This window comes from Arthrobacter sp. sptzw42 (assembly GCF_059089685.1).
The window spans coordinates 295,813-308,530 of record NZ_JBNHEX010000003.1; the positions used below are offsets into that span (position 1 = coordinate 295,813).

Consider the following 12,718-nt stretch of genomic DNA (forward strand, 5'->3'; position numbering starts at 1 on the left):
CTCCTTGATAGGTGGAAGTAGTGGCGGTCATGGTTGTGACACCGTGTCGGGCACCTCGTCGAGCTCACTGAGTCTGATGTCCCTGGTTTCCCTGGCGAAGGAAACCGCCACGATGGAGATGACCCCCATGACCACCAGATAGAGCGCGATGGCCTGGCCCGAGCCGAACGCCTGGTAGAGGGCAAGGGCAATAATGGGGGATAGGGAGCCTGCGATCAGCGAGGCCACGTTGTACGCCACCGAGGTTCCGCTGTAGCGGACCTTCGTGGGGAACAGCTCAGAAAAGAAGGCTCCGATGACTGAGCTGTAAGCGGCGAAAATCAGCAGTCCGCCCACAGCCGCCAGGATAATCAGGCCCGGCTGGCGTGAGTCCAGGAGGGCGAAGAAGGCGAAGCCCCAGACTGCAGTGGCCACCGAGGCGCCAACCATCATGGGTTTGCGCCCGATGCGGTCGGCGAAGATTGCCAGGAGGGGAATCGCGACGACTGCTACGCCTTGGCCGATCATGACGGCGGTGAGGCCGGTCTGCCGGTCCAGCTTCAGGATCTCCGTGACGTAAGTGATGAGGAACAGCGAATAGATGTAGAAGCCCGCGTTCTCTCCCATCCGGCTTCCGGCGGCGATGAGGATCTCTTTCCAGTGGCCGCGGAACAGGGCCATCAGGGGAAGTTTTGCCTGCTTCGCGTGGTCGGCGTCTGTCTTTGCCTGCGACGCCAGGAAGAGGGGTGTCTCCTGGACATACAGCCGCAGAACCAGTCCGATGATGACGAGCAGCGCCGAGAGCCCGAAAGCGATACGCCAGCCCCAGGCCAGGAATTCCGCCTGCGGCATGGCCGCCGCCAGGACAGCGAGGACGCCGGCCGCCATGAGGTTGCCGAGGGGAGGCCCGACGTTCGGCCACGAAGCCCAGAACGCGCGCTTGGTGCTGTGGTCACTGTATTCGGAGACAAGCAGGACGGCGCCGCCCCATTCGCCGCCGAGCGCGAAACCCTGTACAAGGCGCAGGAAAAGGAGGATCAGTGGAGCGGCGATGCCAATGGCAGCGTAGGGCGGGATGAAAGCGATCAGTGATGTAGCAATGCCCATCAAAAGAAGGCTCGCCACCAGCGTCGACTTGCGCCCGTGCTTGTCACCCAGGTGGCCGAGGACGATCGCTCCCAGGGGGCGGGCCACGAACCCTGCGGCGAAGGTTCCAAGGGCCAGCATGGTACCGACAAAGGGATCGGCGCTGGGAAAGAAGAGTTTGTTGAAAACCAGGGCAGCTGCCGTGCCGTAGAGGAAAAAGTCGTACCACTCCACTGCGGTGCCGGCGAGGCTGGATGCAGCAACTGCGGGGAGCGAGGTGTGCTTGCGCACAGCCCGGTCCTGTTGCGAGACATTGCTCATGGGAATCCTTGGGTTACGGGAAGGTGTCTGCTTCGGCGCACCGTTGCACCGAAGGTAGGTGGCCGACGTCTCGGCTGCATTGTGTTTGGGGAGGGCGGCCGCGCTCTTGACGCAGCATGTGACCCGGGTCAACAATAAGTGAATGGCATTCACTAATCAAGCGGCGGCAAAGACGCCTTCCGCAAACTCCGCCCCTATGGCCGGACTGAAAAAGAACGCAATCGGAACCCGCGATATCGTGTTCATGTTGGTGTCAGCGGCGGCGCCGCTGACCATCGTGGTCGGCATCGCCCCGCTCGCACTTGCGGTGGGAGGCGTCGGCGCCCCCGTGATCTATATAGCTGCCGGCCTGGGCCTGACCCTCTTCGCCATCGGCTTCATGGCGCTTACCCGGCACGTAAAGTCCTACAGCGGCTTCTACGGCTACATCGCCAAATCCCTGGGACGGGTGGTCGGACTAGGCTCCGGCCTTACCGCCTGGATGAGCTATAACGGCATCCAGATCGGGCTCTACGGACTGTTGGGAATCCAGGCCGATCTGGCGGTGAAATCGCTGACTGGCGTTGAACTTCCCTGGTGGGCCTACGCCCTCGTGGCGATCGGTGCCGTCTGGTACCTGGGCTGGCGGGGGATCGACGTCGGCGCGAAAGTCCTCGCCGTCCTGCTTACCCTCGAAACCGCCATCGTTGCCCTCGTCGCGGCCTACGTCCTGGCCCAGGGAGGCGCCGAAGGCCTCAGCTTCGATTCTTTCAGCCCTGACGCCATCTTCTCCCCGCAGTTCGCCGCTGTCCTGGCCCTCGGTTTCTCCGCTTTTATGGGTTTCGAGTCCGGTGCCCTTTACCGCGAAGAAGCCCGTGACCCGGACAGGAGCGTCCCCCGCGCCACCTACTTTTCCATCGCCTTTATTGGCGCCTTCTACGCATTCTCGGTATGGGTTATTGTCCAGGCCTTCGGACCGCAGGCCATCCAGGAGTTCGCTGCCGGACACCTGGACACGGGCGACACCGCCTACATCATGGCTGGAACCTTTGCCGGTGAATGGTGCGTGAACCTCATGAGTGTGCTGATCGTGACCAGCATCTTCGCGTCCCAGCTCTCTTTCCACAACACCATCAACCGGTACACCTTGTCCTTAAGCCGCGAAGGTATTTTTCCCAAGCGCTCCGGCCGCATCAGCCCGCGCCACGGCACACCCTCCGTTGCCGGATTCGAACAGACACTGCTTTCGCTGGCCCTTGTGGCGGGCGCGGCCCTCCTCCACCTTGACCCCTTCACGCAGTTCCTCATTTGGGCCAACACGCCCGGCGTGGTGGGGATCCTGCTCCTGCAGGCGCTCACCGGCGTCGGGGTGGTGGTCTTCTTCGCACGCCGCCGGGACCACGGGCTGCGCTGGTACGTCATTCCTTCCGCAGTAGCCGCAAGCCTGGTGATGTGCGTGGTTGCCTACCTGATGCTGGACAATGCGGAACTGATCACCGGGCTGCCGGACGGCGACCCCATCAACACTGCACTCCTGGTCACGGCGCCGCTGGTCTGTGTTGCCGGGATGGTCCTGGCCGTGGTGTTGCGGCGCATTAATCCGGCCGCTTATCAGCGGATCGGCCACGCAGATTGTTGAGCATAGTCTTGGGACATGCAGACTCCCGAAAAGACCAGCCGAATGGGACGGCCGCTGAGCCCAAGGCTTTCACGCAAGGCCATCGGCAGTGCAGCACTGGAGATGTTCGAGAAGGAAGAAGGACTCTCGATTCCGCGCCTCGCAGAGCGACTCGGGGTCCGGCAGTCTTCGTTCTACAAGCACGTCACAGGTCGCCAGGAAATCATCGAGCTCGCCCGGGGATCCCTGGTGGAGAAGGTCCGGATTCCGGAAATACCTGCAGGCGACCTGGATGGGGCCGTCCGTCAGATTTTCGAGGCGCTCAGGATTGCCTACAGCCAGGTACCTGCGCTTCTCCCGCAACTGCTCGCCCAGCCGGTATCGCATCCGGCGGCGCTCGTCCTCTACAACCGGTTTGCAGCGGCATTCATCCGGGCAGGCGTGCCGGAACACCTTGTTGTTCCCACTATCGAGACGCTGGACAGTGCAGCCATCGGCGCCAGCCTCGACGCCCTCACCATGGAATCCGCCTGGAGCATTGCGGAGGAAGACCGGCCGATGTACCCCCATCTGTCCGCTGCCCAGCAAGCCGTAGCAACAAACCATGTGGACCGCTTCGCATTCCTGGCCGACGTCCTGTCGGCCGGACTGCAGGCGGCCATCGGCCGCGACTCCTGAGTTGTCCCTGGGGTCGCCGCAATCCAGCCAACCCCTACAGGAGCCAGTCTTGAACACCGCTCATCCCATCGACGTCGTCATCCTCTCGTCCAGCATCCTTTATGGTAAGAAGCTCCAGGAAATGAGCGGATTCGTAGCCGTCGCGGAGGGGTGTATCGCCGCAGTCGGACCTTCCTGGGACGCGCCGGACTGGGTTGCGCGCGCCGGGCGCGTGATCGACGTGGGAGACGCCACCGTCACGCCGGGGCTGGTCGACGCCCACATCCACCCTGTACTGGGTGCGAGCGTAGCCCAGGGCCTGGACCTGAGTGGGGTTACGGAACTCGACGCAGTCCGTGGTGCGCTCGCAGAGTATGCCGAGGCAACGCCCCATACCCTGGGTGAGGACTGGCTCTTTGCCTGGGGGCTCGATCCTGTGGTCTTCGGCGATGGCGACTGCAGCAACAGCCTTTTCCGGGGAATCCTGGATGAAGAGCTGGTATTCATCACCCTGTTCGACGCACACGCGGCGTTGGTTTCCGACGCGGGGATCCGGCTCGCCGGCGTCACAGGGCAGGAGCGGCTCGACAGTTCCGGATACGTGGGGGTGGACGCCGGCGGAAAACCGAACGGGATGCTTTACGAAATGGCTGCCATGGACTTGGTCCGCGCTATCCTCCCCGAGCTGTCCTTCGAACAGCGCGTCGAGGAGCTGGACGGGCTCCTGCGCTCCATGGCCGGGTCGGGCCTGGTGGCGGGGCAGATGCTGGATTTCGCGCATGCCGATTCCCTTGATCTGCTCGAGGCTCTGGAAGAGCGGGGTGAGCTCGCCATCCGGCTGCGGGTTTCGCCATGGATCATGCCGGGAGCCACTCAGCAGGACCTTGACGCCATGCTGGCGTTACAGGGACGGAGCGGGCGCCGGTGGCATGTCCATGGCATCAAGCTCATGATGGACGGCACCATCGACAACGGCACCGCATGGCTGTTCGACGCCGACACGCATGGCGAGTCGCTGGACCCGCTATGGCGGCAGCCCGAGGACCTTGCCGCAGCAATGCGGTTCTTCCATGAGAAGGGCATCCCCACTGCGACGCATGCCATTGGGGACAAGGCCGTTGCTTTCGTGGCACAGGCCATCGGAGCGCTGGTTCCGAACGGGACGGTGCACCGGATCGAGCACGTCGAATCCATTCCGGACTCTGTCCTGGAAGAGATTGTCGACGCCGGTGCCACTACCAGCCTGCAGCCCACGCACTGCACTTTGTACAGCCGCGCGGACCACACCGACAACTGGTCACGCAGGCTGGGTGCGGAGCGCGCCAACCTTGCCTGGCGGACGCGCGATCTTCGCGACGCCGGGGCTGTGGTTGCCCTCGGTTCGGACTGGCCCATCGCGCCATTCGATCCCCGCGGGATCATTGCCGCCGCCCAGACCCGGCGGCCCGCAGGCCGGCCCGACGTCGAACCCGTCCAACCGCAGCAGGCACTTTCCGCCCGTGCTGCACTGGAGGGCTACACCAGCCAGTACTGGCAGTCTGTAGGCGAGGAGGGCGGCGAGCTGGCCGTGGGTGCCCGGGCCGATCTGACCATCTTTGGTTGCAATCCGTTGACAACCGACCCCGATGAGTTTGCGCACGCCCCCGTCGTCCTCACCATGGTGGACGGCGACGTGGTGGTGGACAGGCAGGGGGCTGTTGCGGGAGCAGGCTCTGCCGCCTGAGAGCCAAGCATCCAGGTGGCGGGCGGCCGGGGCCGCCCGCCATTCGTGCGCAGCGCGTCAGGCGAGGGCTTCGCTGATAGCTTCGAACATGGCTGCGGCGGCGGGGCCTGCCACCGCGTCAACGGGCTGGGCTGTGGAGGAGAACTTGACCCCCACCACTCCCGACCGCCGGTTGATATAAACCATTTGTCCATGGATGCCCAGGCAGTACGCCGTCTCCCAGTCGCCGGAGAGGAACCAAAACTGGCTCCGGTACTTCCCTCCGGGCATGGTTTCCGATTCCTTCGATGCGGCGAACGCTTCGCCGGAGTCCAGTCCGCCGGCGAAAATATCGTCAACCCAATCGGACTCCAGAACCCGCTGGCCGCCCAGGGAGACTCCGCCATCGCGGATCATCGCTCCGAAACGGGCCATGTCTTTGAGCGTGGCGCTGATACCTCCGTCGAACATCCCGGTGCCCGCGTCATCGGTTGTGATGTGAGCGTCATGGCGGGCGCCAAGCGGCGACCAGAGCAGTTCGGAGGCGAGCTCGGCGAAGCTTCGGCCGCTCACCGCCTCGCACAGCCAGCCCAGTACATCGGTCTCGCAGCTGCGGTACGCAAAAGGACCGCCGTGTTCGCGTTCCTGCCGCAGCGTGACCAGGAACTGCTTCAGCGAGGCCGCATCCCCGGGCAGGCGGGGCCCCCAGCCCACGGCCTTGTCCAGCTGCCGCACCTCGGAGGTGTGGTTCAGATAGTCCTCCGAGAACTTGATTCCGCTGCGCATGTCCAGGGCGTCCCTGACGGTCGCGCCTCGGTAGCCGCTGGCCACCAGCTCAGGGATGTAGTGGTCCAGCCGTTCGGAAGTGTCAATTTTGCCTTGAGCCACCAGGGCGCCTGCAACGGCAGAGACCATGGACTTGCTGACGGACATCAGCAGGTGCCTTCTGTCTGGGCCCATGCCGCCGAAGTACTCTTCGGCAAGCACCTTGTTGCCGTGGAGGACCAGCCAGGCATCCGTGTTGGTGGTGGCAATGACCGAGGCCGCGGTGGTGACTTCACCGCCGGGGAGATTCACCTGAAGGCCACCGAAATCCCGGGCCTCCTTTGCCAGTTCACTGGGGGGAAAACCGCTTGCCCTAATAGCGGCGGTGGGAAACAGCTGCTCCATGTGCTGGAAAGACCACGGCAAATTCTTCGGTTCCTGCCAGGTCTCCACGGTGATCATGCCTTGTTTGGCACCTGAGGTTGCCATGCGTTTCCTCCGTTGGATGCGGCGTACATGAGGGTAATCAGATAAAGCGAATGAGGTTCGCTTATAGATTATGCCAGCATTCCTTTTTTGCGCGCCCCAAGAGTCCGGTTCCCAGCCGCCGGACGTAAACTGACCTTCGCATCACGTCCCTATGAGCCTTCGGGCCAGCGCCGAGGACCGGGAGCCGCCCATGCTTTGGAAGCTGCTTGTTGAATACGTCCGCCCGCACCGGAAGCTGCTGGCCGCCGTCGTGGTTTTCCAGCTGGCGCAGTCCATCGCGTCCCTGTACCTGCCCACCCTGAATGCCGACATCATCGACGAGGGCGTGGCCAAGGGGAACGTCGGGTACATCCTCAGCCTCGGCGCCGTGATGCTGGGAATCACCCTGCTGCAGATCGTCTGCGCCATTATCGCCGTCTACTTCGCCGCGAAGGCCGCCATGGGCGTGGGCCGGGACCTCCGGAACGCCATCTTCACCAGGGTGGGGGAGTTCTCCGAGCAGGAAGTCACCAGATTCGGCGCACCCAGCCTGATCACCCGCTCCACCAACGACGTCCAGCAGGTCCAGCAGCTGGTGCTGATGTCCGCCACCATGCTGGTCACGGCGCCCATGCTCAGCATCGGCGGCGTGATCATGGCCATCCGGCAGGACGTGCAGCTGTCCTGGCTGATCGCCGTCGCCGTCCCGGTGCTGCTGGTTGCTGTGGCCCTGATCACCGTCCGGATGGTCCCGCTGTTCCGGACGATGCAGAAGCGGATCGACACCGTGAACCGCGTCCTCCGCGAGCAGCTCACCGGCATCCGTGTGGTCCGCGCCTTCGTCCGCGAGGACATCGAGATCGGACGCTTCGCCCGCGCCAACGAGGACGTCACGGACACCGCCCTGCGGGCCGGCCGGCTGATGGCGCTCGCGTTCCCGGTGGTGATGCTGGTCCTGAACGTCTCCAGCGTGGCCGTGATTTGGTTCGGCTCGTTCCGCATCCGCGACGGCTCCATGCAGGTGGGCACACTCATCGCGTTCCTCAGCTATCTGATCCAGATCCTGATGTCGGTCATGATGGCCACGTTCATGGCCGTGATGATTCCGCGCGCGGCCGTTTCCGGGGACCGCATCGGCGAGGTGCTGGCCACGGAGTCCAGTGTCCGCCCGCCCGCCAATCCCCTGAGCAGCGAGGTGCGCCGCGGCGAGCTGGAAATGCGCGACGTCGGATTCGCCTACCCGGGTGCCGACCAGCCGGTCCTCACCGGGATCAGTTTCACCGCCAGGGCCGGCCGGACGACGGCGATCATCGGCAGCACCGGCTCCGGCAAGACCACCTTGGTGAACCTGATGCCCCGGCTGTTCGACGCCACCAGCGGCTCGGTGCGGATCGACGGCGTGGACGTCCGCGAGCTGCACCCGGACCTGCTCTGGGGGCACATCGGCCTGGTCCCCCAGCGGCCCTACCTGTTCAGCGGCACCGTCCGCAGCAACCTGCTCTACGGCAAGCCGGACGCCACCGAGGACGAGCTGTGGGAGGCGCTGGAGATTGCGCAGGCCCGGGACTTCGTGGAGCGGATGGACGAGGGCCTGGACGCGCCCATCAGCCAGGGCGGCACCAACGTCTCCGGCGGCCAGCGGCAGCGGCTGGCCATCGCCCGGGCCCTGGTGAAGCGGCCCGAGCTGTACATCTTCGACGACTCGTTCTCCTCGCTGGACACCGGCACCGACGCCCGGCTCCGGCAGGCCCTCAAGCGCAGCACCGCCGGCGCCACGCTGGTGATCATCGCTCAGCGCGTGTCCAGCATTGTGGACGCGGACCAGATCCTAGTGCTCGACGGCGGCAGGATCGTGGGGCGCGGAACGCACGCCGAGCTGCTGGAGACGTCCGAAACGTACCGTGAGATCGTCTCGTCTCAGCTGGCGGCGGAGGAGACGGTATGAGCCGCCAGACCTCTCCCGGAACCGGCACCAAGGCCGCGCCCGCCTCCGCACCAGGAAGTGCCGCCGTCGTACGCATCCCGCGACCGGCAGGCGGCCCGGGGCGCGGCGGGCCCTTCGCGGGGATGAACGTCCCGGCGGAGAAGGCGATGAACTTCTGGCCGTCGGCCAAGCGGCTGCTGGGGACGCTGCGGCCGGAGTGGGCGTGGCTGCTGCTGGTGTTCGTGACGGCGGTGGCCGGCGTGGCGCTGTCCGTGATCGGGCCGCGGCTGCTGGGGGAGGGCACCAACCTGATCTTCGCCGGCGTCGTCTCCCGCGAGCTTCCGCCGGGGGCCAGCAAGGAGCAGGTGATCGCGCAGCTGCGGGCCTCCGGCGAGGGGCAGCGCGCGGATATGCTCACCGCGATGGACCTGGTGCCGGGGCAGGGGATCGACTTTGCTGCGCTGGGCAGCGTGCTGATGTGGGCGCTGGTGCTGTATGTGCTGTCGTCGGCGTTCATGTGGGTGCAGGCTTATGTGCTGAACGGGGTGGTGCAGCGGACGGTGTTCGGGCTGCGCGGGGAGGTCGAGGCGAAGATCCACCGGCTGCCGCTGCGGTATTTCGACTCGATCCAGCGCGGTGAGCTGCTGAGCCGGGTCACGAACGACGTGGACAACATCTCGCAGAGCCTGCAGCAGACCATCAGCCAGGCGGTCACGTCCGTGCTGACGGTGCTGGGCGTGCTGGTAATGATGGTGATCCTCTCGCCCACGCTGGCGCTGATCGCGCTGGTGACCATTCCGCTGACGCTGGGGATCACGGCGCTGATCGCCAAGCGCTCCCAGAAGCTGTTCGTGGCGCAGTGGAAGCACACGGGGGAGCTGAACGGGCAGATCGAGGAGACGTACACCGGGCATGCGCTGGTGAAGGTGTTCGGCCGGCAGCAGGAAGTGGGGGAGCGGTTCCGGCAGAAGAACGCGGAACTCTATGATGCCAGCTTCGGGGCGCAATTCATTTCCGGGCTGATCATGCCGGCCATGACGTTCATCGGGAACCTGGTGTACGTGGGGATCGCGGTGGTGGGCGGCCTACAGGTGGCCTCCGGGGCCATGCAGCTGGGTGACGTGCAGGCGTTCATCCAGTACTCGCGGCAGTTCACCATGCCGCTGGCGCAGCTGGGGTCCATGGCCAACGTGCTGCAGTCGGGGGTGGCCTCGGCCGAGCGGGTGTTCGAGCTGCTGGACGAGGAGGAGGAATCTGTTGAGCCACCTGCCTCTACTGCGCCGGTGTTCGGGCGCGGGCGGCTGGTATTCGAGGACGTGTCATTCCGGTATTCGCCGGACAAGCCGCTGATCAGTGGGCTTTCTTTGGTAGCGGAGCCGGGGCAGACGGTGGCGATCGTGGGGCCCACCGGGGCAGGCAAGACCACGCTGGTGAACCTGATGATGCGGTTCTACGAGCTGGATGCCGGGCGGATAACGCTCGACGGCGTGGACGTCACCTCGGTGCCGCGGCGGGAGCTGCGCTCGCGGATGGGCATGGTGCTGCAGGATACGTGGCTGTTCGGCGGGACAATCCGGGACAACATCGGCTACGGCCGGCCTTCGGCTACTGAATCCGAAATCCTGGAGGCAGCGCGGGCGACGTATGTGGACCGGTTCGTGCGGTCACTGCCGGAGGGGTATGACACGGTGCTGGAGGACGAGGGTGGCAACGTGTCCGCGGGGGAGAAACAGCTGCTGACGATTGCGCGGGCTTTCCTGGCCCGGCCTTCGGTGCTGATCCTGGACGAGGCGACGTCTTCGGTGGACACCCGGACCGAGGTGCTGGTGCAGAAGGCCATGAGTGCCTTGCGGTCGGACAGGACTTCGTTTGTGATCGCCCACCGCCTGTCCACCATCCGCGACGCCGACCTCATCCTGGTGATGGAGGCCGGCCAGATAGTTGAGCAGGGGACGCACGCTTCACTACTTGCTGCCGGTGGGGCCTACGCGCGGTTGTACGAGGCGCAGTTTGCGGCGCCGGTGGCGGAGGTTTGAGGCAGGATTAGCAGTCTTGCTGACTTACGGACCCAGGTCCTCCCTAATTACACGTATTTTGCCGCCCTGCTTCGGATGCCCAAGCAGGGTGAACCGGTTGTTACAGATAATTGGATGAAAAGAGTGATGACGGTACTATTTGAAAATAACTGAAAGTTCTACGCCCCGTCCTCGGGGACCGAATAATAGAAAGGTACTCATTGGCGACTTTGGACCGGATCACGGAATCTCTCCTGAATTCATTCATAGAGCAAGAGCAGTTACAACACCTCAAGAATCATGAAGCGTTTGAGCACTTCGCTGCATTTTCCGTGATCGCCCCAAAATTACATGAGAGCCTATCGACCGATGATGTGGCGGTTGGGCAAGACAGTACCCCTGGTATTGATTCTCTAGCCATCGTCACTAATGGAGCTCTAATCAGCTCGCCTGATGAGCTGGATGAGCTGACTAAGAGTGGCAGCAGTATTGATGTCGACTTCTACTTCATCCAAAGCAAGACCAGTGGGAAATTCGAAGGCGCCCGCATGGCCGACTTCGCCGATGAAGTTCGTTCCTTCTTCCAAAACGATGAGGTGCACGGCAGCCTGCGGGAAGCGAAGGAACTGACTACCAAGCTTCTCAGCCTTGGAATGCGTCTGAAGCGGAATCCAACATGCCACCTGTACTATGTCACGCCGGGCAGGTGGAGCGATGATACTTTTCTGCAAAAAAAGATCGCCACATCCGTTGAGCGATTAGAAGATACAAATATGTTTTCGAAGGTAGTATTCACCCCGGTGGGGGCTAATCAGCTTCAGGATATGTACAGGGCCGCGCACAGTAAAACTGAGGTGAATTTCACCTTCTCAAGCAAAGTGACCCTGCCAAAAATAGAGGGCGTTCAACAATCATACATCGGAGTGCTGCCCGGGTCGCAGTTCCTTCAAATAATTAGGGACGTGGATGGTGATCTCCGGAGGGGTATTTTCGAGGATAATGTTCGTGATTTTCAGGGTTCTAATAACCCTGTGAACGCGAAGATTAGAACATCTATCGAGAATAGCGGCGACCGCTTCAGTGTACTCAACAACGGTGTTACGATTGTGGCTAAGGCCGCAACAGTCTTGGGTGACGATTTCACTCTTGAAGATTTTCAAATCGTAAATGGCTGCCAGACGTCAAATGTTTTGTTCGAAGCAAGGGAATCGCTCGCGGATGTGACAATTCCGGTACGGATTATCGTCACTCAGGATGATTCGATTGCGACCCAAATCACTGATGCTACTAATAGCCAAAGCCAAGTAAAGACGGAAGATCTGTACTCCCTTCTTCAGTTCCAGAGGAAGCTGGAAGCTTTTTTTGCTACGTATTCTGAAGCGGAACGTCTTTACTATGAGCGACGATCGCAACAGTATCGAGCAATTTCGAATACACCCAGAAGCCGAGTTGTAACTCGAGCTCAATTGGTTAAATCCTTTGCGTCGGTCTTTCTTGATGAACCAAACCGTGCCAGTCGCTATTACTCGACACTCTATTCCGTCCTCGGTGAACGCCTTTTCAACGACGATCATGAACTTGAAAGCTATTACGCTGCAGCTGTTGCCCTTTTCCGGAGCGAAGCCCTGTTCCGCAGCGGTGTCCTTAGGAATGAGTTGAAGCCCGTCCGCTATCATCTATTACAGGCTGTCAGGCACCTTGTGGTAGGGAATCGGTTGGAGCCGTTCAATAGCGCTGCGCAAAAGAAGGCTGCAGCAGCATTTGCCGCACTTCTCTGGAGCCCGAACCATAGTGAGGCGATATTTACAACGGCAGCCAAAGTAGTGGTCGATGCATCAGACGGAAATGACCTGACTCGCGACTTTTCCAAGTTGGCGACGTTCACGAAGCGTGTGGCAGAAGAAGCCGCCACAGCCCGCGCCTTGGCAAAGAGCAAGCCCTGGATTCTCGGTTAATCTACTGCGTTCAGGAGGCCCGGGGCGGCAAAAACGTATCGCCGTCCCGGGATCCAGCTTCTCTTCATTAGGCCGCGGCAGGTGAGCTATGGGACCGCCAGCCCTTCGCTACTAGCAGCGGCCGCCAGCACTCCGTCGCGGATGCCTTAAATCGATAGGCCTTGGGTCCCCTTGTCGTTCATGGCGCGAGCTAAACTCCCGTCGTCCTCTAAGAACCGGTATTCCTTCTGAGTGTCACCCATCGGTGAC

The 12,718-nt window shown here is 62.6% G+C and carries 8 protein-coding genes; 6 read left to right on the forward strand and 2 right to left on the reverse strand.

Annotation, left to right across the window (positions count from 1 at the left end):
• Positions 1-27 precede the first annotated feature (27 nt).
• Positions 28-1,386, reverse strand: coding sequence for an MFS transporter (locus tag AC5RT4_RS05470; RefSeq protein ID WP_494105084.1), 1,359 nt, complete (start codon positions 1,384-1,386; stop codon positions 28-30).
• Between the two features lie 142 nt (positions 1,387-1,528).
• Between AC5RT4_RS05470 and AC5RT4_RS05475 the strand changes: the two genes are divergently transcribed.
• Genes AC5RT4_RS05475 through AC5RT4_RS05485 form a run of 3 tightly spaced genes read left to right on the forward strand, consistent with a single transcriptional unit; the run spans position 1,529 to position 5,363 of the window.
• Positions 1,529-3,004 (forward strand): APC family permease, encoded by a 1,476-nt coding sequence (locus AC5RT4_RS05475; RefSeq protein ID WP_494105085.1) that lies wholly within the window; start codon positions 1,529-1,531, stop codon positions 3,002-3,004.
• Between the two features lie 15 nt (positions 3,005-3,019).
• A complete protein-coding gene (locus tag AC5RT4_RS05480; RefSeq protein ID WP_494105086.1) occupies positions 3,020-3,661 on the forward strand; it encodes a TetR/AcrR family transcriptional regulator in 642 nt (213 codons plus the stop codon).
• Between the two features lie 49 nt (positions 3,662-3,710).
• Positions 3,711-5,363, forward strand: a complete 1,653-nt coding sequence (locus AC5RT4_RS05485) for an amidohydrolase (protein ID WP_494105087.1) — start codon at positions 3,711-3,713, stop codon at positions 5,361-5,363.
• Between the two features lie 57 nt (positions 5,364-5,420).
• On the opposite strand, the gene AC5RT4_RS05490 is transcribed toward AC5RT4_RS05485, so the two are convergent.
• Positions 5,421-6,596, reverse strand: coding sequence for a serine hydrolase domain-containing protein (locus tag AC5RT4_RS05490; protein WP_494105088.1), 1,176 nt, complete (start codon positions 6,594-6,596; stop codon positions 5,421-5,423).
• Positions 6,597-6,786: 190 nt separating this feature from the next.
• Here AC5RT4_RS05490 and AC5RT4_RS05495 point away from each other — a divergent pair, with 190 nt between their 5' ends.
• The 3 genes from AC5RT4_RS05495 (at position 6,787) to AC5RT4_RS05505 (ending at position 12,469) form a co-directional block, all read left to right on the forward strand.
• Positions 6,787-8,520 carry an ABC transporter ATP-binding protein gene (locus tag AC5RT4_RS05495; protein WP_494105152.1) on the forward strand — a complete coding sequence of 578 codons (1,734 nt, stop codon included), beginning with the start codon at positions 6,787-6,789 and terminating at the stop codon, positions 8,518-8,520.
• Complete coding sequence (locus AC5RT4_RS05500) at positions 8,517-10,535, forward strand: ABC transporter ATP-binding protein (RefSeq protein WP_494105089.1); 2,019 nt, start codon at positions 8,517-8,519, stop codon at positions 10,533-10,535. The genes AC5RT4_RS05495 and AC5RT4_RS05500 overlap by 4 nt, the downstream gene beginning before the upstream one ends.
• A 200-nt stretch (positions 10,536-10,735) precedes the next feature.
• Positions 10,736-12,469, forward strand: coding sequence for an AIPR family protein (locus AC5RT4_RS05505; RefSeq protein WP_494105090.1), 1,734 nt, complete (start codon positions 10,736-10,738; stop codon positions 12,467-12,469).
• The last annotated feature ends 249 nt before the right edge of the window (positions 12,470-12,718 follow it).